Genomic DNA, 21884 nt, shown 5'->3' on the forward strand with positions numbered 1-21884 from the left:
TCTTTTGTATGTCGTTGGAAAAAGAATAAAGTGGCTTGAGATTGAAAATAAGATCTGCTTCTTATGAACTTTTTGACATTAGCTTTTGTTCTATTACCATATAAATTGATGTAATATAACTATGGCTACAACAACATTTAAAGGACAACCGGTAAAGATTTACGGTGAGTTTATACAGGTAGGCGCAGCAGCTCCTGATTTTGAATTAGTAAAAACAGATCTATCTTCTTTTTCTTTGAAAGAGTTGAACGGAAAGAATGTAGTATTGAATATATTCCCGAGTCTGGATACGAGCGTATGTGCCACTTCGGTGCGTAAGTTCAATCAACTAGCGGCTGATTTGGCTGACACTGTTGTATTGGCAATATCTAAGGATTTGCCTTTTGCTCATACCCGGTTCTGTTCTACAGAAGGAATAGAGAATGTAATACCTTTGTCGGATTTCCGTTTTTCTGATTTTGATGAAAACTACGGAGTGCGTATGGCAGATGGTCCTCTTGCGGGATTATTGGCACGTGCGGTGGTCATCATTGGCAAGAATGGTAAGGTGGTTTATACGGAATTAGTTCCGGAAATTACTCAAGAACCGGATTATGATAAAGCTATTGCTGCTTTGAAGTAATTATTCGCATTTGGATATGCGTTAATAAAAACGGTGGGCAGGAAGAAAAAACTGCTCACCGTTTTTTTTGTTCAGTCCGAAAGGCCTGTTGACTACTTCTACCCCTTTCCTATTTATACTTTGAGGGCTGTAAATTTACCGTGTAAGATAACTGTTAAAATGTATCTAATTGAAAATAAAGAAGTTACCTTATTTACACAACTAAACAGGTAACGATTTAGAAACGAGCGAGCTACTTGGCTTCGCTGTTTTCTGCCTAACAAAGAACGCTTGTTATTCTGTTTGCAAAGATAATACTTTGTTACCGAATAACAAGCGTTCTTGATGAGATATTCTTCTTTCTGCATTTTTTCTTAGGCGTGAGTTATAATCCTCTTCCACGTTTTTTCTTTCTGTTGGCTTGGTTCCTGAGCTTGCGCTGCCACGCTGTTTCAGCATAGTCATTGCCCTGTGTGGATGGTGTAATCAAATCGCCTAACCCTTCCACAACTTCATCGGCTGCACTAACAATGGTGTCTGCCACTGTACTAATAGGATTCTGCACTTGTGGTGTGTCATTGTCTCGTGAAATTGAGGAGCGGCTTGGAGGTACGAGTTGATAACCGGTATCAGGGCGTTCGTTCTTTTCTGTTGCCTCCTGTATTGTTTGGTGTGGTTTCCTTGGCTCTTCCCTGTTGGTTGGTTTAAAGTTTTTCTGCAGGGAACGGTAGCCGAACTCCCTGCCGATTTCGGATGCCTTGAATGATTGTCCTGCGTATGAGAACTTCAAGCCATAGACCTTGCCCTGCTTGTTCTTCATGCGCTCTATCGCGATGCCGTTCTTGTTCAACTCGTAAAGGAACATGGAATGCCCAGTAATACCCATACCTTTGTACTTGTCAAGCAGGGCATAGCAGATTTGTTGTACTTGCTGTTTTGTCTGCTCTCTTATTGGACTGGCTTTTGGCTCCTGATGCTGCTTTTTTGCCTTGACCTCCTTTGCGATAGTCAAGTGTTTCTCCCTGCTGATTTCTTCCGCCACCTTTGCTGCCCTATTGCTCACAAAAGTAGTATCATAGACCTCTCCGTACAGACTGATGTGGTTGGCAATGATGTGAATGTGTCTGTTGTCGGTATCCTTGTGCGTTACCGCCACCCATTGGTGGTTGTCAAGTCCCATTCGCTTGGCAAACAAATGGGCTATCCGCATAAGTTCGGATACAGGCAGTCTTTTCTCGTCCTGTGGTGCTATACCTATTTCGATGCGTAGGAACTTGTTCCTGCAACGGCTATTATAGTCGCTGACCACTTTCATTTCCTCATAGATGGTCTTTGGCTCCCTGCTGCAAAGATTGTGGAAGGCAAGCCGATTGCCGAGTTTGCCTTCCCTAAATATATAGTCCAAGGCCGTGCTTCCGTGTGCTATCGCCTTACATTTACCTATCATCTCTTCTCATATTTAAGACCTTATATACTTCGTCGTCTACACGAAAATGAGGGTTGTAAAACCGCTTAAATGCTTCCTTTGCACATAGGGAGAGGTTCTTTGTGATATGTAGCCAATCCTCGTCCTTGACCTTAATGAGGTTGGAAACCTGCCCGTAGAACCGTCCTGTATGTTGGAGTATGGCAATGGCTTCCCTCTCGTTGTCGGTCATCTTGGGAACGGCAATCACTTCTCCGTTAAGGAGTATCTCACGGCAGTAGTCTGAGAACTTCCGCCCCGTGCTTTCTGCCTTTGATTTAATTCGTTGCTTCTCCTCTAAGGTGCACCTTACCTTGATGAACTCCGTCTTGTTCATCCGCAGTTCTTTCTTCTCCTGCTGCTGCCATCGGGCAGTTTTTCCATTGTATCTGTTCATATAAGTTTCCTTGAAAGTTTATCATTGTAGATGATTTGTTGTTTCTTAATTCCTGAATACTGACCGATGAGAACGGAGTGATTACGGTCTAACCTCCCCGACAGTCTCACAAGGGGAGCAAGCGCAGTTTGTGGGTACAAACTGACGTCTTACAATGCTACCCAATAGGCCGTTTACGCACAAGGCGTTTTGCCGTTGAAACGCGATTGCTGTGCATTCTGTGTTTAACAGCGTTCGTGATGTTCTCATCGTTCAGACGTCTGCTTAGCAAAAATATGACGTCATTTCTGGTCAAATAAGACGTCATATTTATAAGAAAATGACGTCATATTTTAATGCAATTGTAGGATTAGAGCATGAAATAATTCTTTTGAAATTCCTTCCTTGTCCCTTTTCCTGCGGTTTACAGCTTTCTCCATTTCTCTATGTCCTCACCGTACTCTTCCAAATGTGTGCGCACAAGGTTCTCCACAAAACTTGAAAGGTTGCTGCCCTTGTCGCCCAACCTACGGACGATGAAGTCCGCACGCTCTTGTGTCGCCCTGCTCAGATAAACCGCCTTTCGGTCGTTCAACTTTGTAGGAACAAGGAAAGTCTGTTTGTATGCGTCTAGTGTCTCTTTTCTCATCTTGGCACTGATGCGTCGTTGAATAGTTGCATGCTCTGTATGCAGTACAGGCTCGGATGGCATGGCATGCTCTATGGCATGTTCTACCTCTTGTCGTTTTTGCTCATGAATAGTTTTCATTCCCTTTTCCCGGAATTCAGCGACAGTTTGTTCACTTGAACTTTCAGCTTGGCTTATACCAAGAGTTTCTCCTATGAAACGATCTATTTCTTCCATATTTCTTCTTTCCTTTTTCATCACCCTATCTTATTTTAAGTTTACTTGTTTTACCGTTTCCAAACTTTTTCATCCTTCTTCTTACTACATACTATTCTGTGATAAGTAATTGATAATCAGTAATGCTTGATAGTGTAGGGCGATACTACACATTTTACTACATTTGGCTACTACAAGTTTGAAGGAATGGAGATGGGGAAGCTTTCCCCGTTGCTTATGCTTGCCTGTATCTGCGTTCTTTTTCATTATTCCCTTGAATTGGTTTCCAAGAGTGAAGTTAGGGTGAGAATGCGTAACTTCCAAGCATTCAGAGTCTTTTTGCATAATGTTGCGCCTGTCTGCTGTAAAATTCTTAGGGAAACGGGCAGGCAAGAAGAGCATTTATTGCCTCATTAAGCAAAAAACGGATGACAGGAAAGAAAGGTTAGCAGAAATATGATTATCGTTGTTTGCTTTCAGATACACTCTTTTGCTTTGATTACCTTATTAACCTCATTTGTGCGGTGACAAGAACATCAATCTGTCTCTTTTGTCCTTGTCATAGCGCCACAAGCTGCCACTTGAATGAAAAGCGATAGAATGAGAAATATCCGATATTAATTTTGCATCGAAAAAAGAAGACGGGCAGGAAAACGCAAATGCGAACCGATGATGCAGATTGCTCTTTTTCTTATTCTTCCCGACACTTCCCTGCTGTTCTCCGCTGTTTTGAAAGGTGCATGCACGCCATTATCTTTGCCGATAGAAACAGGAAAAATTTGAAATAACAAACAATAACAAAATATGATTATGAATTATTATGTCATTACGGAAACCAATTGGGCAAAGCTTCGGGATGAAATCTTGAGCCTTGCGGAATGCTGTCACAAGGCATTCGGAGAGAAGAGTAAGCACACGGACTGGCTGCACAACGGAGATGTGTGCCGGCTGTTGAACATCAGCAAGCGCACCTTGCAGCATTATCGCGATATGGGTGTGCTGCCGTTTACGCAAATCGGCCACAAGTGCTATTACAAGCGCGAGGATGTGGAAAGTTTGCTACTTTCAAAGACGAATAACTCTAAAAACAGACAGATATGATGGAAACTGCAAGAGATTTGAACATGGAGACGGACGAGATGCAGCTGGTCGTCTCGGCATTGAGAGGTGTGGGGAAACGGATCATGGAAGTGGCACAGACACACAAGCCACTCTTTGCTGGCGAACTTTTCCTCACGGGCAAGGAAGTGTGCGAGCGGCTGTATATCAGTCCCCGTACCTTGCAGGACTACCGCGACAGAAAAATCATCCCCTACACGCAATTTGCAGGGAAGATACTCTACAAGGCTTCGGACTTGGAAAGGATGCTGGAGAAGAATTATAAGGGTATTTAGAGAACTATCGAAGGGTACAACGATTTTCCAAGGAGATAAACAACTATTGCATTTGTTATTGGACTCAAAAATATAAAGTTGGAATGACACTATTAAATAGAATACGAACAATTGCTTTATTAATTATAAAATCCTTATATTTGTAGAATAAATGGTTTCTAAAGTAAGTCGTTATGTGTAATTTATTTCCAGACGAGCAAGTGGCAGTTGATTTTTCCGTCAAAATACCCATTTTTCTAGGAAAAAATAAAAAGACCTATTATATTGGGAGAGAGAAAGGTATCCTTAAAAAGTACGAGGGTAATGCCTTTTCAGGCTATGAGTTTCATACCATACATGGATTTGTCTATTTTCTGTCGAAAAATAAAGATAAATATCCCACCGAGAGCTATAATGCAGTATTTTATCTTCAATTGGAGAAGGAACAAGAACTAACTTTAGAAGCAATCCAAAGTTGTAAGAAAAAACTGCTTGTCGGGAAACATCCATCTGTTTCAAAAATTGTTTCTTCTTGGTATAATGGATTTCAATACAAACAGGAAAAACAAAACGAATCTGGAACCATTGTACAATATGGACTGCGCCCGCCTCAAATCGGTGCATTACATTCAATTTTAGCACACTGGAGTATTTCAAACAAATCAGCTTTGGTTGTAATGCCGACTGGGACTGGAAAAACAGAAACGATGCTCTGTCTATCAATAGCAAATCAAAATGAAAAAACATTAGTTATCGTCCCGACAGATTCATTACGAACACAAATCTCCAATAAATTTATTGAACTGGGTATTCTTAAAACTGAACCATTTGAAATTGTTGCAAATTCAGTCCTTTATCCAAAGGTTTCTGTACTTAAAACGACCATTGAAACAGTAGAGGATGCAAAGAAGATATTAGATGCCAATGTAATTGTTTCCACACCTCAAATTCTGACAAACCTCCTCAAAACAGGGAAAAGTAATATTTTTAATCTGATAGTTCAGCAATGTAATAATTTGATTGTAGATGAGGCACATCATATCGCAGCAAAAACTTGGAAAGAAATAAAGTTAAAATTTGAAGTCGCAGAAAAACCTGTATTGCTATTCACAGCAACCCCATTCAGAAATGATGGTGGTCGTATTGAAGGAGAAATCATATATAACTATCCTCTATCTTTGGCACAAAGAGACAAGTATTATGAAAAAATCACATTTATCCCTATCGTAGATTTTAATCCCGCAACGGCCGATGAAAAGATTGCAGAAAAGGCTATTGACACACTAAAAAGAGATCTTGAAGCCGGATATGACCATATTTTAATGGCTCGTGTTGATGAGAGAAAAAAAGCAGAAGAAATTTACGAACAGATATATAAAAAACACTCAAAGTATTCTCCAGTCTTAATTCATAGTGGAATATCAAAAGTATCACAGCGAGAAATACTTGAAGGAATTAAAGAAAAACGACACCGAATTATTGTTTGTGTAGATATGCTTGGAGAAGGATTCGACCTTCCCCAATTAAAAATTTGTGCAATGCACGAAATGCACAAAAATATAACAACATCCTTCCAGTTCATTGGGAGGTTTACACGGACAACAGGAAGTAATCTTGGAACAGCGACTGTTATTGCTAATATCGTTGACAATAGATTTAAAGGTGTGTTAAATGAACTATATCGTAAAGATTCGGATTGGGATAAAATCATAAGCCAATCAAATGAAGATATTATCGGGAGCATTGTTAAAGAAGAAAGTTTCTTTAAGAACTTTTCGGACGTACCGATACCACACAAAATACCTCTGCGGAACATTATGCCAGCTATGAGCACTGTGGTATTTAAACTTTATGATAGCAATGTCTTTTGGCGTCCTGAAAAGTATATTGATTATTTCAAAAATAAAAAATATGAAACTGTTGCTGTTGAACATACTAAAAAGAATTTGCAAGTAATCATTGCACGTAACACGGAAAAAGTTGCTTGGGGAAAAATCGACGACCTGATTAATACGGAATACGACTTGTATATTGCATATTTGAACCCAGAGCAGAAACTTTTATATATCAACAGTTCAAATAATGGGTCTACTCATGATAAACTTGCAGAAGCATTAGTTGGTAAAAATATTTCTTTATACAATGAAAGTGATATATACAGGGTCTTGCATAATGTTTTTCAGTTGGAGTTGTTTAATCTTGGATTAAAATCACACTTGGATGGACCTATTAGTTTTACAATGTATGCAGGAAATGGAATTGTCAAAGGATTAAGCGAGATAGACAAAGGAATGCATAGTTCAAATTTATTTGGAACAGGATATGAAGACGGAGAAAAAATAACTATTGGATGTTCTAATAAGGGGCGTGTATGGACAAAGTTGGTTAAATCTATACCGGATTATTGTGAATGGTGTGATAAGATAGGAAGTAAATTGCTAGATGAAAGGATTGATACAAAAAATATTTTTGATTTTATTCAAAAGCCCGAAAGAATATCAACTTTTCCCTCGGGAAAAGTTCCAATATCAATCAAATGGAATGAGAAGTTTTACTATGACCCTCTATCAGCGATTGATGACTCCAACTTGCTAATAGACCATAACATCGAGTTAGTAGCCTATACCTCCAATACTATTGATTTTGATATTATCACGGGAAATAGTATATCTTCATATAAGTTGGAATTAGATGAAGATAAGAATGGTCGAGGATATAAATATAGCCTCATAAAAGGAAATCCAATTATTGTAAGTCAAAGAAAAGAAAGTAAAGACATTATAGATTTATTCTTTGAGTATCCCCCTATCATATGGTTTCAAGACAATTCAAAAATGTACAATGATTTATTTTTCTTGTTCAACTATAAGTCCCCTATTTTCGATACGAAAAAGATATTGGTGTATAATTGGGACGGCGTCGATATTACTAAAGAATCGCAGAAAAAAACGAAACAGGAAGATTCGATACAGTATAGAATACTTGAGCTATTGAAGAAAGAACCGGAGTATGATATTATTTTTGACGATGACGATGCAAATGAGGCAAGCGATATCATCGCAATAAAAGGATATCAGTCAGAACATAACAAACTTATATTTGAATTATATCATTGTAAATTTTCTTCCAACAAGAAACCTGGAGGGCGGTTGAAAGATTTATATGAAGTATGTGGGCAAGCACAAAGAAGCTATCATTGGAGGCATAATGCTATAGAGTTATTAAAGCATATGAACCGTAGAAATAGCACTCGACTTACGCAAGGAGGACCTTCACGCTTTGAAAAAGGTGGTGATAATGAATTACTGATAATCCAAAATATGCTATCATCGAGTTATTGCGATATTGAATTCCATATATATGTAGTTCAACCAGGAATAGAAAAGAAAAAATTAGTCAACAGCCCAGGTTCATTGTCACTACTTGGCGCAACGGACTTGTTGTTAAAGAGAACGGGGAATGAATTTTATATAATCACTAACAAATAAATGGAAGTCGATAATATATTGAACAAGATACTGCAAATAGAGCATGGTTTTCAGCACATCATTGATGGAGCCGACGAAATCCTTTCTACATACTCAAAAGAACAGTGCTTTGAATTTGCACTTGAATTGTTAAAGCACGAAGTCTATCAAGCACGAATGTTGGCAACAACGATATTGGGCAGATTGGCAACAGAAGATAATAACGCACTTCGTTTTCTGAAAGAGCGAGTAAGCACTGATGAGAATTGGCGAGTGCAGGAAATGCTTGCAAAGGCTTTCGATGAAGTTTGCCGACACAGAGGGTATGAAGTTTCTTTATCTCTCATAGAGGAATGGATAACAGACGATAATCCAAATGTTATCCGTGCTGTAACTGAGGGATTGAGAATTTGGACAAGTCGCCCATACTTTAAAGAAAATCCTTCAGTGGCTATTGCTCTCATTGCTAAGCATAAGGCACATGAAAGCGAATATCTTCGGAAATCCGTAGGAAATGCTTTAAGAGATATAAGCAAGAAGCATGCAAAATTGGTATGGCAGGAAGTGGAGCGATGGGATTTATCCAATCCTCGAATTTCGTTTACTTACAAACTCGCAGCCAAGCTACTAAAATGAATATTACAATGAGTAAAGCCATTCTTTTTATTTTCTCTGGACTACCAGCAGTGGGCAAATCCACTCTTGCAAGATTTTTAGTAAAAGAGTTTGGAGCTGTTTATCTGCGTATTGATACTATAGAACAAGGACTGAAAGATCTATGTCGTATCAATGTTGAGGGAGAAGGCTATCGATTGGCATATCGTATGACAGCTGATAATCTGCAATCGGGCAACAATGTCGTGGCTGATTGTTGCAACCCTATTGAACTGACAAGGCGAGAATGGGAAGAGGTTGCTGTTAATAACAACTGTTGTTTTGTAAATATTGAGGTTATATGTTCGGATAAGACAGAACACAAAAAGCGTGCAGAACAGAGAAATACAGAAGTAGCAAATATGAATCTCCCTGTGTGGGACGACATAGAAAACCGAGAATATTACGAGTGGCACAAAAGCCGTATCGTCATTGAAACGGCAGGAAAGACTATTAAACAATGCCAAACCGAGCTAAAAGAAAAGGTTGCAGATAGTCTTTTTAAAAAGGAGATGGTTAAGAATATGAAGGCATAGACGATTCGTTGAAAGCAACCATCAACGAAAAGCTCTGTTATACAAAACTTGTGTATGAGAGAATAAACTGAAAGCTCGGACTTCATCTATTGCCACAAGAAATAGAAAGTTTGACTTCTTTAGACATTACAACAGATAAAGTATAAGAAAGAATATGGAACTACAAACAAAACGCCTGCTATTGAGAGCGTGGAAAGAAAGCGATGCTGAAGCATTATACAAGTATGCACAGAATCCAAACGTTGGTCCGATTGCTGGTTGGCCACCACATACAAGTGTAGAGAACAGTCGTGAAATTATAAAGGCAGTACTCTCTGCTCCTGAAACCTACTCCTGAAACCTATGCAGTTGTGTTGAAAGAAACTGGTGAAGCTGTCGGCAGCGTTGGAATAATGACTGCAAGAAGTGAAATCAAAAGCGCACAAATGACAGACAATGAGTGTGAAATAGGTTATTGGATTGGTGAACCCTATTGGGGACAAGGCTTGATACCTGAAGCCGTAAACGAATTGCTTCGGTATGCGTTTGAGGATTTAGGGAAAACTACAGTTTGGTGTGGGTACTACGATGGCAACGAGAAATCAAAACGAGTACAAGAGAAATGCGGATTCGTTTACAGCCATACAGAAGTCAATAAGCCTGTTCCACTGTTAAATGAGGTTCGTACAGGACACTTCACAAAAATCAGCCAGCAAGAATGGCGAACTACCTCCCTCGTCGCCATGAAAGAAGTAGATGTTCACAAAAAACAACAAAACATGAAAGAAAAGTCTATCATATCTCATCAAGCCGACGGGCAAACATTCTTGGAAGTCCTTTCAGAAAAACAATTCATCGGCAGTGTGCAAGACGCCTTAGACTTGATAGGCGAATTCTTCGGGCAGTATTACGATGGAATAATAATCCACGAGCATAGCATTTCTCCCCACTTCTTTGAACTAAAAACAAGACTCGCGGGCGACATTCTTCAAAAGTTCTCTAACTATCGCCTTCGCCTTGCCATCGTCGGCGATTGGTCGAAATATACCAGCCATAGTCTCGCCGCTTTCATCGTCGAAAGTAACAGAGGACGCATGGTAAATTTCGCCACCTCGACCGAAGAAGCTGTGGCGTTATTATCGAGGTTTAAGTAAACTACTAAAACAGAAATCGATGCTATCAACCTGTTTTAGAACATTACACACACTAACATTAAAGGGAAAACAAACGATGGAAGATTATTATAAGACAAATAAGGAAGCATGGAATACAAGAACAAAAATTCATCTGCATTCCTCATTTTATGATTTGAATAAATTCAAAAGAGAAGTAAAGTCTGTTCCCGACTTGGATTTGTCTCTATTAGGAGATGTTCGAGGAAAGTCTATTCTGCATCTTCAATGCCATTTCGGCATGGATACGCTTTCCCTGTCAAAGATGGGAGCTAATATCGTTGGTGTGGATTTCTCGGAAGAGGCTATACAAACAGCAAAGTCGTTGAATGAGGAATTAGGGCTGAATGCACAATTCTGTTGCTGCAATATCTATGATGTGCCTACCATGTTGAAAGGGCAGAAGTTCGACATTATATACACATCTTATGGCGTAGTTAATTGGTTGCCAGACTTAATCCAATGGGGACAAGTAATTTCACAAATGCTGAAAGACGGTGGAAAGTTTGTTATCGTGGAATTCCATCCTATTTTGTGGATGTTTAATGAAAAATTCTCGCAAGTCCGATATGCTTATTCACGCAAAGAGCCTTACATTGTGGAAGAATCTACCTACACTGATTCGGAAAATGACAATCGGAAAAAGACCGTTACGTGGAATCATGGGCTGGCTGTAGTGCTGAATGGTTTGCTCTGTAATGGTTTGCAAATAAAGTCTTTCGGAGAGTATGATTACTCGCCTTTCAACCTATTTGGGAATATGACAGTTGAAAAGAACGGAACGTTTAAAATCGCAGGAAAGAATGGCGAGATACCGATGCTGTTTTCTGTTATTGCCGTGAAGCATCTGCAAAGACATGGTAGCATATAGTCTGTCCGTAGTAATAGTAATTTCTACTTTCTGACTACAACACCAAAGCTTTTCCTTTCACCGAATTATCCCTCCTTGTAGTTATGTAGTAAGATAATATGGGTGAAAGAAAAAGTGTATCAATTGATACTGCCACTTCCGTATAGGAATATCTGTTCTACCATAGGTGTGGGGTGTTGTAACTCTTGGCAGATGTGCTTTCTGAACAAGTGGGCTTCCATGCTGTCCAATTGATAAGACAAAGCGATGATGATTGAAAGCGGATAAAGCGGAGCATATCCTCGTAGTCGTCCGTTCACGTAGACTTCCACTTCACCCGCGTCCTTTTCTTCGGGATGCAGGAAAGAGACTTTTATTAGAAGTTGCAGACGATAATTGAGCTTCCTCCATGTTACACTAAAGAAATCTACCAGTTCGCTCTCTGTCATGGCGATTTTGCCTTTGCCTTTGCGAATGATTTGCATATTGTCGCCCCACTCGAAATAGCTACGGCCTTTTTTAGTTTGATAGTGATAGGCATTCATACAGCTTCCTCCTTTGTTTCTTCTTTTTGATGTTTCCTTATCAACCTATCCATATCCTCAGAAATCTTATTGTCTGTCACCTGTGCATAGATTTGAGTACTGGATATAGAGGCGTGCCCCATCATCTTGGCAATGCTTTCGATAGGTATTCCTGCACTTAAACTCATCGTGCCGAACGTGTGCCTTGCCATGTGGAAAATATCGTCCATTTAAGGATTTGGAAGAATATAGAGAATAAACCGGTAACAGATTGAGAATTAGGTGTTTTTCTATATTCTGCGAGTGTGGCAGAAAAGCAATCCGGCACGGAATATTGAATCCTTTCGGTAACCAAACCGTTATCCACCGGTTTCCCCAATGAAGTGAGGTAACGAAAAAAAAGGAGAGATTTCTATAGAGAGGTTCCTATCTCACTATTCCTCAATGTTTTGCTTGTCAAAGGACGCTTTAACAACGGGTAATTTTGCCCATAAAATTAAAGCGTATGAAAATAGAAAAATTCAAAGTGTTGCTCTACCTCAAAAAGAGCAGACCCGACAAGTCGGGCAAAGCGCCCATTATGGGACGCATCACCGTCAATCATTCGATGGTGCAGTTCAGTTGCAAAACCTCCTGCACACCCGATTTATGGAATCCTCGTGAAAGCCGTCTGAAGGGCAAGAGTCATGAAGCCGTAGAGACCAATGCAAAGCTGGACAAGCTGCTGCTCTCCATTCACTCTGCTTTTGATACGCTCGTGGATAGGAAAGCAGACTTCGATGCGGAAGCCGTCAAAAACCTGTTTCAAGGAAGTCTCGGAACGCAGATGACTCTGTTGGGAATGACGGACATTGTCTGCGAGGAATTGAGGAAACGTATCGGGATAGACCGTGCAAAGGGAACTTACCCTGCCTATATCTATACCCGGAGAACCTTGGCAGAGTTCATCGAAAAGGAGTTTAGCACCAAAGACGTCGCTTTCGGTCAGATGACGGAGCAGTTCATTCATGACTATCAGAGTTTCATCTTGGATGATAAAGGACTTGCCATAGATACCTGCCGGCACTATCTGGCTATCGTCAAGAAGGTATGCCGAAAAGCCTACAAGGAGGGACATGCCGACAGATGCTTCTTCGCCCACTTCAGCCTTCCCCAACAAAAGGAGAAAACACCGAAAGCCCTAAGCCGGGAATCCTTTGAGAAAATCCGTAACTTAGAAATCCCAGAACATCGCACTTCCCATATCTTGGCAAGAGATCTCTTTCTCTTTGCCTGCTATACGGGAACAGCCTACGCCGATGCCGTTTCCGTTACACGTGACAATCTGTTCACGGATGACAATGGCAGTCTGTGGCTCAAATACCGCCGCAAGAAAAACGAGCTTCGTGCCTGTGTCAAGCTGCTGCCCGAAGCCCTTGCCTTGATAGAGAAATACAGGGATGACGACCGTCAGACTCTCTTCCCGATGTTGCACTATCCCAATATGCGCCGCCTCATGAAATGTCTGGCTGTCCTTGCCGACATCAAGGAAGACCTGACCTACCATGCCGGCAGGCACTCGTTTGCATCGCTGATTACCTTGGAAGCCGGCGTTCCTATCGAGACCATCTGCAAGATGCTGGGGCATTCCAACCTGCAAACTACTCAGGTGTATGCGAAGGTTACGCCCAAGAAGCTTTTCGAGGATATGGACAAATACATCGAAGCGACAAAGGATTTGAAACTCATATTATAAACACCCCATAGATAACAAACGAATTATGCGTAGCACATTTTCTTTATTGTTATACATCAACCGAAGCAAAGTCCGCGCAGACGGCACGACCGCCGTACTCTGCCGAATCTCCATTGACGGGAAAAGTACGGCGATAACCACCGGCATCTCCTGCAATCCCAAACAGTGGAATGCCAAAAAGGCGGAGACCGTAGAGGTGCGGACGAACAATCGCCTGAAAGAGTTCCGCAAGCATGCGGAGCAGCTCTATGATGAAATGCTCAAAGAGCAGGGTGTGGTCAGTGCCGAACTATTGAAAAACAAAATTGCAGGTCATGCGGTCATTCCTACCCATCTGCTCAAAATGGGAGAAAGGGAACGGGAACGCCTTGCCGTCCGCTCCAAGGAAATCGACTCCACTTCGGCTTACAGAAGCTCACGGTATTACCAGAGCTATATCCGTGAGTTCTTGGACTCGAAAGGTAAGACGGATATTGCCTTTTCGGATATCACCGAAGAATTCGGACGGGAATACAAGGTCTACCTGAAGCGATATAAGAACTTCGGGGCATTGCAGACCAACCATTGCCTTTGTTGGCTGAACAGACTGATGTATCTTGCCGTAGACCATGAGATCATCCGTGCCAATCCTTTGGAAGAACTGGAGTATGAGAAGAAACCACCCTCCAAGCGGATGCACATCAGCAGGACTGAACTGAAACAACTGCTGGAACTGAAACTGCCCGCCAATGACCCTTTGAAGGAATTGGCTCGCAGGGCTTTTATCTTCTCCTGCTTTACGGGACTTGCCTATGTCGATACCCTGCTGCTTTATCCGCACCATATCGGGCGGACTGCCGACAATAGAAGATATATTCGCATCAACCGCAAGAAGACGAAAGTAGAGTCCTTCATTCCCCTGCATCCGATAGCGGAGCAGATACTTGATTTGTACAATACGACTGATGACACGCAGCCGGTCTTTCCATTGCCGAGCAGGGATGCCATGTGGTTCGAGATACACGAACTCGGTGTCATTATCGGACGGAAAGAGAATCTCTCCTACCATCAAGCCCGACACAGCTTCGGCTCGTTTTTGATTTCCGAAGGGATTTGCACAGAGAGTATTGCCAAGATGATGGGACACGCATCCATTACCAGCACGCAGACCTATGCGAAGATTTCCGAGAAGAAGATTGCAGAGGATATGGATAGGTTAATCGAAAGAAGAAAAAACAATGAATATTGAATTACTATGAAAAGAGAAATCATAACCATTGGAGAGAACGGAAAAGTACATATCCCGACAACTCCCGTTTGGATGTCGGCTTGCGAAATAGCCACCTTGTTCGGTGTATTCTCCGGTAAGGTAAGCAGCCACATCAAGTCTATCCTCAAAGAGGGCTTGCTCAGAGAAGATGAGGTGATGCAAACGCTATCGTTTAAGGGCGGTGCAGTGGATTTATATAACCTTGAAATGATAACGATGCTGTCGTTTCGCTTTCCTTCTCCACAAGCCAAAAGTTTCCGTAAATGGATAATTAGCAAACTCATTGAGAAGAAAATACTTTTTTCTCCACTAATTGTGCATCATAGCAAACACGGATGGTGGAACTAAGTATGAAGAAGAATGTTAGTATATTCAAACACCCCATTTTGTATGTTGAAAACCTATAATTTGTCTATTTTCTTGAAACCTGATTGTTTTATACGATATCTTTGTGTTGAAATAATACTATTATGGAACAAAAAATGCTCAGAGTATATATTTTTATGCTATTCCTCTTTTCGGGAGGAGCGAATGTGTTTGCCCAGATTCAATTAAAGTCAGAATATATTGCTCCGTCTGTATATAAAGATGAGAATGGTAATAAAATTGGTGGTGAAGGAAACTTGCAGACCTTTGAAGGCTCAGCGAGACTTCCTTTATATGTAAGAAAGAATGAAAACGGGAGACTGACGGCTTGGATTGTCGCTTTGGGTGGTACATACGCTTCCATGAAAAATAAAGAAATGCCATCGGATTTTACAGAGAAAGAACTTATGAATGCTCAAATGGGAGTTATGCATCTGCGACCACTTAATGAGAAATGGTCTATACTCGCTATTTTAGGAGCTGGAATGTACACATCCGATCTGAACAAAATATCGGGCAGCTCGTTTCTCGGTCAGGGAGGTGTATTATTTATCAGACACGCAAACAAGAATTTGGATTGGGGAGCCGGTATTGCGTTGAATAATGCGCTGGGGTATCCAATGATTTTTCCGTCCTTATATCTGGATTGGAAAATAGAGGGAAAATACAAATTCAAATTATCCATGTATAATACATTCGAAGCTGAAATCAGTACACAACTTAGCAAGAGTTTTAATCTGGGAATACATGCGGAATCCAAAGGGCTTATGGCTGCAGTAGAGAAAGACGGCAGTAAGAAGTATTTCGTGATGCAGTATGGTTATATAGGCATTCAACCAGAGTTCAGAATTGGGAAATATGTTTCTATCCCTATTGTCGGAGGAATTGTCGCATCAAGAGAAGCTTATTTTCGTTCACGGACATTGAAGGCTTTCTTTAGCAGCAAAGACGACTACCCTCATTTCGGTGTATCCCCCTATTTTTCAATAGGCATACGATACAGATTATAATAAATGCTCAGGCATAACGTTCAATACATCATAAGATTATATGAAAACAAAATTCGCGCTGTTCCTTTTGATAAACCTGTTTGGACATGGAATAACTTTTTCACAGAATGTCGTAAATGATTTAACTGGTTTGAGAGAAAACCTGACGCGAAAAATATTTGAAAAGACAAAGGATTTGTCTAATGAAACTCAACTATCCATCGTGCTCATAAAAAATGGGATATCCCATTTTTATGGAATGATAAAACAAAATGACACGATTAGAAATATTGAAAACAAAGATAAGGTTTTTGAGATTGGCTCAATTTCAAAAGTCTTTACGGCGACATTACTCGCCGATGCAATACTTGAAAGGAAGATTAAACAGACAGACGACATAAATAAATTTTACCCTTATACGTTCAAGGATGATGTGCGGATAACTTTTGAAAGCCTGTCAAATCATACATCCGGATTGGGAGAAAATCCCTCCAATTTGCAACTTTCAGAGTTTCTGGCAGACAGTACAAAAGCAGAGCGGGAAAATCCTTTTCAGAAATACAGCGACTCTGAATTAGAGTATTACCTCAGAAATCAGCTGCAATTATATTGTTCTTCCTATAGGAAAGAATATCTGTATTCAAATTTGGGAACTGGTTTGTTGGGATATACGTTATGTCAAATGGAAAAATGCAGTTTCACGGAACTCGTTTCCAATAAAATCTTCAAAAAGTACAAAATGAATAATTCATATACAGATGCAAGATTAGTAGAAACCGGTCTTGTCAAAGGAATAAGCCGCACAGGTGTTCCTATCGGCAATTGGATATGGGATTCGGATGTGTTTTTAGGAGCCGGTGGCATTCTTTCTTCTGCAAACGATATGGCATGTTTTTTAGAGGCTCAATTTGATATGGGCAACAAAGAACTTGCAATGACAAGAAAACCGACTTTCAAAGTAAACGACAAACTTAGCATAGCACTTGGATGGCATATCGTAAAGGCAAATAACGGAAACGATTTATATTGGCACAATGGTGGTACGGGCGGTTTTTCTTCCTCTATGGTATTCAATATGAATGAAAAGAGTGGAGTCATTATTCTTTCCAATGTTTCTTTTCTGCATCCTCATGCGAAAAATGTAGACGCATTGTGTTTTGAAATAATGGAAGACTTGGCAAAAAAGTAATAGTATATATATGCAAGAGAGAAAGAAACAAAGCGTATTATATGATTTTCTTATGGAGAAGAAATACAGATGGACTCGCCATTTCCTGCTTATCATCTCCATCGGCATTATCTCCACAAACCATATTTTTATTACCTATGGAGAACAGATTCGAGGCGGAGATGTTTGTGGTATTATATTTGCGCATATAGTAGCTTATCTGTTGCTGATATATCTGAATATGTACATCTTCATTCCTAAATTGCTACAACAAGAAAGGTATGTGCAATATGCAGCTGTCTTGCTCGCTGCAATATTCACATTCGTGATAGCGAATATCGGCTTGGAGTATTACATTCATTTTAAGTATCAAATACCTTTCGGTCCATATTCTTTTTTTTCTGACGGACGCAATAAAGCAGTCGATTTCTTCTCCGATTTCTCGGTACTGACATTGTCGGTGACGAGTATTACTGTAATCGTCTTTTACAAACATTGGATTCAAATGACTGAGATGGAGGAACAAATCGGAACTCACAGGCTAACCGTTGAGTTGGAAAATTTGAGAAACAATATCGGATCGGAATTTCTTTTGGCTAAATTGAAAAAAGCAACTGCACTATGCCTGACCGAACCTCCGGAAGTATCTCCGCTATTATTGACACTGAGCCGGATTGTACGCTATCGCCTATACGATTGCAGCAATCCGGTTGTACCACTCAATTCCGAAATTAAAATCCTTAAAGACTACCTGAATTTGGAAAAGAAGTGCGGGGCTCTCGCCGATTTCACACTCTCTTGCCAAATGAGGACTGGTATTTGTTTTATTCCTCCATTGACGTTACTATCGTTTGTAGAAGAACATCTATTCAATTCACCGGGAAAAGACCGAATGGAAATTGAGATTGAAATATGCGCCGACACGCTTGTCTGTACCTGTACAAACAATAGCAATCCTCCCAAAATGGGTAAGCGCATTTTTACCATCTCAAGAAGACCAGAAAACGCTTCACACAAAACGAGTTTGAAAAGTTCCTAAGCTTTCCAAGAAATTTTCCGATAAAGTTTTTGGGAATTAATAAACATAAAGAATCGAATGGCATTATTGAAAGAGATAAATAAAAAGATTGGAACACAAATCCAAACAGGAGGATTCCATAGAATGGGAAACCTGCTTTTACTTTGCATTATAGTTGTCTTGACAATGGAAATGGTCTATAACACTGGCAGTGTACACGGACGGCTCACAAATGCAAGGTTTTACGAATGGATGGCATATTTCATTGTCTTCACCTGCACCGTATATACCAACGCCCGCCTGCTGGTTCCTCGTTTCCTGTTGCGCAATAAGTTGTCAGGATATTTCGCTTCCATCGGTTTGTGCGTATTTCTGTTGATGCTTTTTATCATACTGGTGCAAAACACTCTGTACGATGTTCCCAAAAGTTACAGGCTGACCTCTCTTTGTTTTAATATCGCGGGAAATATGTTATTGTTGGGATTGACGATAGCCTCTACTTCAGTAGTACCACTGTTTCGTTGCTGGGCTGAAAACAGCCGTCGAGTATCGGAATTGGAAAAGACGACGGCAGAAGCAGAATTGCAACAACTGAAAAGCCAGATAAATCCGCACTTTCTTTTCAACACGCTCAATAATGCCAACATTAAAGCAGAGCAAGAACCACAACTGGCATATGCCATTCTTTCCCGGCTTGAAAATTTGTTGGGCTATCAGTTGTCCGAATCCTCGCAAGAAAAAGTTCTGATACGGAATGAAATTTCCTTCTTGCATGACTATTTGGAACTGGAAAGTACACGTCGTGGAAACTTGTATTACGAAATCAAGACAGAGGGCGTGGTGGAAGATATATCTATATATCCATTACTATTTATTCCCTTTGTAGAAAACGCGGTCAAGCATAGTGTTGAAGTCAAAGGAAAGACAAACATACACATCACGTTTGCCGCATCCGGAAACCAACTGCACTTCCAGTGCGAAAACACCAAGGCTGCTTCTCGTACATCGAATCATTACGGAGGTTTGGGGTTGAAAAACATCAAACGGAGACTAGAATTGCTATTCGGAAAGTCTTATACCTTATCCATTACGGAAGAAGAAAATAAATATACTGTATGCTTATGTGTGAACCTATAAAATGTATTATCGTCGATGATGAACCTATCGCCCGAGAAGGATTGGAAAGGCTGGTACGCAAGAGTCCAATGCTGGAACTTGTCGGAAATTTTGAGTCTGCAGAATCTGCGACTGAATACATAAAAGATAATCCTGTGGATTTAATATTCCTTGATATCGAGATGTCCGGGACAAACGGGCTTGATTTGGCCCGTAAAATCCCACAACAAACACTTGTCGTTTTTACCACAGCCTATTCCGAATACGCATTGGACAGCTATGAGGTAAACGCTACCGATTACCTCGTCAAACCCATCGAGGAACAACGTTTTCGTAAAGCAGTGGAAAAGGTTTCTGCCTATCATACCCTACTCACCAATGCAGAGAAAGAAAGTGTGGAGGCAGATGTGGATTTCTTCTTCGTGAAATCAGATCGTAAATATTTCAAAATCAGATATGACGACATCCTCTTTATAGAAGGCTTAAAGGATTATGTAATCATACAAACAGAAAATCGACGCATCATTACCAAGATGTACCTGCGCACTATCCATGAACTTCTGCCTCCGTCTGTTTTCTTCCGCATCAACAAATCCTATGTTGTGAATTTAGAGAAAATAGAATCGTTCGACACCAACGACGTATTCATCGGAAAATATGAAATCAGTATCGGCAATACTTACAAAGAAGATTTCTACAAAAAGCTCATGAAATAACAGTTGACTTTGCTATTATCTCAATCAATAATTCAAATCAAATGTGTATGGAAAGATTAGTTAAAACTTTTTCATTCAGGGTTCTTTCTTCGAATGATTCATCCACTGCCGAACAGCGGAATGCAACTGATAACTTGATAAAAGAGATCATTAAATTGAACACGGAAGAGAATGATAACATTTTTGTACTCCGTATTCTTCGTTATACCCGTTTCCGATTGCAATCTCTGCAAGAGAAACCCTCATCGGATAGGGCGGGGGAAAAATGTGGCAGAGCTATTGTCTGTCATTGATACAGAACTGGAACTGTTGAAGATGCGGATGCAGGGACATCTTTCTGCTTTGCCCATCAAATCTGCCAAGAAATTCCATTGGACAGGTAAAGTAACCGACTTGGTCGAACTCCTTTACGCCCTCGACACCTGCAACTGCATTAACAATGGAGAGATCGGCGTAGAGGAATTAGCGGACGCTCTTTCCGAAATCTTCGGCGCAGAGATAAAGAACTGCTACAACGTCTATATGAACATGAAACGCCGCAAGCATGACAGCCGTACCTATTTCCTTGATGAACTTCGAGAGAAACTGAACAAACGAATGGTAGAGAGCGACCTGAAAGGCGGAAAATTCAAGAAACGGTAATTAAATTCAAATAATCAATCAGGCTTCCCAAAACGAGAGGGAAGCCTGATTTTTTATCCATAAAGAACAATACGATGTAAAATGGCTACTGTCGAAGTTGCCATTTCTCTTGAAATTCACGAGTCAGTTGCACGATTTCACCTCCGATTATTGCTAATTCAAGTGTCAGTTTCTCCAACTTGGCGAGCATCGCAAAGGCTTTCTTCTCTGTAAAGTTGCTCTTCATTGCAACTACTGTCTGGTTGTAATTGACTCCCACACTGCGGAATTGTCCATACAAAGTCGTCAGCTTTTGATAATAATCAAGCAACGAACGATCCACTTTTATCACCCGAAAAGTCTCATTAAAGATTCTTGCCTTGATGAATAGTGACAGACTTGGTACACCGCTTTCCTCTTTCATCGTGAGAAAATGAGCGTATTCCGTCGGTGTGAAATTGACCGTAACACGCTTTTCTGTCTTCTCTTTGGAGCGTGCGCTCCGAATGTTCTTCATTTTCATTTCTTACTTTGGATTTTAGTGTTTTACGGCATAACCAGCATTCGAAATATGACATTTTCTCTTTCAAGAAAAACGACTTCGGAGTTTTTCAGCTCTCTTGGAGAGCAAGGGTTTTATGCAGCAAAAACGGAGTCGTGCTGCATAAAACATACCTTGCTATTTGCCCGATGCAAATAAGTCTGTCCATGAAGGACGAAAACGAATCACTCAAAAAAGAGCGCTTTATGTCTCGAAAGCTTCGGCTTACCGCTTGGGTGCAAAATTACTAAGCGTCATGTCTAACTCCATTACCTCATATGAAGCCACAACTATCCAAATTGACGCCACAAGTACGCACTAAAGGAAATCACACTGATTACAGCATCACCGAGCCATATATTTGCACTGTCGAATATGTCGGTGAGGGTGTGCGTCTTCGATAACATCACGTTTCGATGAACGATATAGGCGAGGGGGAATAGCAAAAAACATATCCTTGATTCTTTCACTCGAACGTGGGAATGTGCGAAAGCAGATACAATCGAACGATTGTATTGATGGAC

Annotated in this window: 21 protein-coding genes and 4 pseudogenes; 18 read left to right on the plus strand and 7 right to left on the minus strand. The window is 40.5% G+C overall.

The window, feature by feature from the left end; genetic code table 11:
• Window positions 1–121 precede the first annotated feature (121 nt).
• Window positions 122–622, plus strand: a complete 501-nt coding sequence (tpx, locus tag C3V43_RS12965; protein WP_106070127.1) for a thiol peroxidase — start codon at window positions 122–124, stop codon at window positions 620–622.
• A gap of 364 nt (window positions 623–986) precedes the next feature.
• On the opposite strand, the gene C3V43_RS12975 is transcribed toward tpx, so the two are convergent.
• From C3V43_RS12975 to C3V43_RS15115, 4 genes and pseudogenes are all read right to left on the minus strand, one after another.
• Entirely contained in the window at window positions 987–2048 is a 1062-nt protein-coding gene (locus C3V43_RS12975) for a relaxase/mobilization nuclease domain-containing protein (RefSeq protein ID WP_106070129.1), read from the minus strand.
• Entirely contained in the window at window positions 2038–2463 is a 426-nt protein-coding gene (locus C3V43_RS12980; protein WP_025881808.1) for a plasmid mobilization protein, read from the minus strand. Before C3V43_RS12980 ends, C3V43_RS12975 begins: the two co-directional genes overlap by 11 nt.
• Before the next feature lie 403 nt (window positions 2464–2866).
• Entirely contained in the window at window positions 2867–3328 is a 462-nt protein-coding gene (locus C3V43_RS12985) for a DUF3408 domain-containing protein (RefSeq protein ID WP_106070130.1), read from the minus strand.
• Between the two features lie 171 nt (window positions 3329–3499).
• Window positions 3500–3688: pseudogene (locus C3V43_RS15115) on the minus strand (hypothetical protein); the annotation flags it as partial.
• Window positions 3689–4096: 408 nt separating this feature from the next.
• Between C3V43_RS15115 and C3V43_RS12995 the strand changes: the two are divergent.
• The 8 genes and pseudogenes from C3V43_RS12995 to C3V43_RS13030 all read left to right on the plus strand — a co-directional run bounded on the left by C3V43_RS12995 (window position 4097) and on the right by C3V43_RS13030 (window position 11338).
• Window positions 4097–4387 carry a helix-turn-helix domain-containing protein gene (locus tag C3V43_RS12995; RefSeq protein WP_106070597.1) on the plus strand — a complete coding sequence of 97 codons (291 nt, stop codon included), beginning with the start codon at window positions 4097–4099 and terminating at the stop codon, window positions 4385–4387.
• The gene (locus tag C3V43_RS13000; RefSeq protein ID WP_106070131.1) at window positions 4384–4680 is read left to right on the plus strand and encodes a helix-turn-helix domain-containing protein; all 297 of its coding nucleotides are present in this window, start codon (window positions 4384–4386) and stop codon (window positions 4678–4680) included. The genes C3V43_RS12995 and C3V43_RS13000 overlap by 4 nt, the downstream gene beginning before the upstream one ends.
• Before the next feature lie 173 nt (window positions 4681–4853).
• The gene (locus C3V43_RS13005; protein ID WP_106070132.1) at window positions 4854–8147 is read left to right on the plus strand and encodes a DEAD/DEAH box helicase; all 3294 of its coding nucleotides are present in this window, start codon (window positions 4854–4856) and stop codon (window positions 8145–8147) included.
• Window positions 8148–8762 carry a DNA alkylation repair protein gene (locus C3V43_RS13010; RefSeq protein WP_106070133.1) on the plus strand — a complete coding sequence of 205 codons (615 nt, stop codon included), beginning with the start codon at window positions 8148–8150 and terminating at the stop codon, window positions 8760–8762.
• An 8-nt stretch (window positions 8763–8770) separates the two neighbouring features.
• Window positions 8771–9316 (plus strand): P-loop nucleotide/nucleoside kinase family protein, encoded by a 546-nt coding sequence (locus C3V43_RS13015; protein ID WP_106070598.1) that lies wholly within the window; start codon window positions 8771–8773, stop codon window positions 9314–9316.
• Between the two features lie 154 nt (window positions 9317–9470).
• Window positions 9471–10020, plus strand: a pseudogene (locus C3V43_RS13020) (GNAT family N-acetyltransferase); the annotation flags it as partial.
• Window positions 10021–10170: 150 nt separating this feature from the next.
• Window positions 10171–10449 (plus strand): annotated as a pseudogene (locus C3V43_RS13025) (DUF4180 domain-containing protein); the annotation flags it as partial.
• 76 nt (window positions 10450–10525) lie between these two features.
• Entirely contained in the window at window positions 10526–11338 is an 813-nt protein-coding gene (locus C3V43_RS13030) for a class I SAM-dependent methyltransferase (RefSeq protein ID WP_174704389.1), read from the plus strand.
• Between the two features lie 119 nt (window positions 11339–11457).
• Here C3V43_RS13030 and C3V43_RS13035 read toward each other — a convergent pair whose 3' ends face one another.
• Entirely contained in the window at window positions 11458–11862 is a 405-nt protein-coding gene (locus C3V43_RS13035; RefSeq protein ID WP_106070135.1) for a hypothetical protein, read from the minus strand.
• A pseudogene (locus C3V43_RS13040) lies at window positions 11859–12059 on the minus strand (tyrosine-type recombinase/integrase); the annotation flags it as partial. The pseudogene C3V43_RS13040 and the gene C3V43_RS13035, both read right to left, overlap by 4 nt.
• A gap of 287 nt (window positions 12060–12346) precedes the next feature.
• On the opposite strand from C3V43_RS13040, the gene C3V43_RS13045 reads away from it, so the two are divergent.
• From C3V43_RS13045 to C3V43_RS13090, 9 genes are all read left to right on the plus strand, one after another.
• Window positions 12347–13576 carry a site-specific integrase gene (locus C3V43_RS13045; protein WP_106070137.1) on the plus strand — a complete coding sequence of 410 codons (1230 nt, stop codon included), beginning with the start codon at window positions 12347–12349 and terminating at the stop codon, window positions 13574–13576.
• A 25-nt stretch (window positions 13577–13601) separates the two neighbouring features.
• On the plus strand, window positions 13602–14804 hold the full coding sequence (locus tag C3V43_RS13050; protein WP_106070138.1) for a site-specific integrase: 1203 nt from the start codon (window positions 13602–13604) through the stop codon (window positions 14802–14804).
• A gap of 6 nt (window positions 14805–14810) precedes the next feature.
• Entirely contained in the window at window positions 14811–15173 is a 363-nt protein-coding gene (locus tag C3V43_RS13055; protein WP_021663310.1) for a virulence RhuM family protein, read from the plus strand.
• 122 nt (window positions 15174–15295) lie between these two features.
• Window positions 15296–16201, plus strand: a complete 906-nt coding sequence (locus tag C3V43_RS13060) for a DUF6268 family outer membrane beta-barrel protein (protein WP_053444118.1) — start codon at window positions 15296–15298, stop codon at window positions 16199–16201.
• Between the two features lie 40 nt (window positions 16202–16241).
• On the plus strand, window positions 16242–17369 hold the full coding sequence (locus C3V43_RS13065) for a serine hydrolase domain-containing protein (protein WP_106070139.1): 1128 nt from the start codon (window positions 16242–16244) through the stop codon (window positions 17367–17369).
• A gap of 52 nt (window positions 17370–17421) precedes the next feature.
• The gene (locus tag C3V43_RS13070; protein WP_235655855.1) at window positions 17422–18387 is read left to right on the plus strand and encodes a histidine kinase; all 966 of its coding nucleotides are present in this window, start codon (window positions 17422–17424) and stop codon (window positions 18385–18387) included.
• A gap of 171 nt (window positions 18388–18558) precedes the next feature.
• Window positions 18559–19503, plus strand: a complete 945-nt coding sequence (locus C3V43_RS13075; RefSeq protein WP_217349953.1) for a sensor histidine kinase — start codon at window positions 18559–18561, stop codon at window positions 19501–19503.
• A complete protein-coding gene (locus C3V43_RS13080; RefSeq protein WP_174704398.1) occupies window positions 19500–20198 on the plus strand; it encodes a LytR/AlgR family response regulator transcription factor in 699 nt (232 codons plus the stop codon). Before C3V43_RS13075 ends, C3V43_RS13080 begins: the two co-directional genes overlap by 4 nt.
• Window positions 20199–20513: 315 nt before the next feature.
• Window positions 20514–20840 (plus strand): RteC domain-containing protein, encoded by a 327-nt coding sequence (locus C3V43_RS13090; RefSeq protein WP_053444123.1) that lies wholly within the window; start codon window positions 20514–20516, stop codon window positions 20838–20840.
• 85 nt (window positions 20841–20925) lie between these two features.
• Here the strand turns inward: C3V43_RS13090 and mobA are convergent, their stop codons facing one another.
• Window positions 20926–21342 (minus strand): conjugal transfer protein MobA, encoded by a 417-nt coding sequence (gene mobA / locus C3V43_RS13095; protein ID WP_106070141.1) that lies wholly within the window; start codon window positions 21340–21342, stop codon window positions 20926–20928.
• Between the last annotated feature and the right edge of the window lie 542 nt (window positions 21343–21884).

Origin of the sequence: Prevotella heparinolytica, from assembly GCF_002998535.1 — a bacterium.
Classification (GTDB): Bacteria; Bacteroidota; Bacteroidia; order Bacteroidales; family Bacteroidaceae; genus Bacteroides; species Bacteroides heparinolyticus.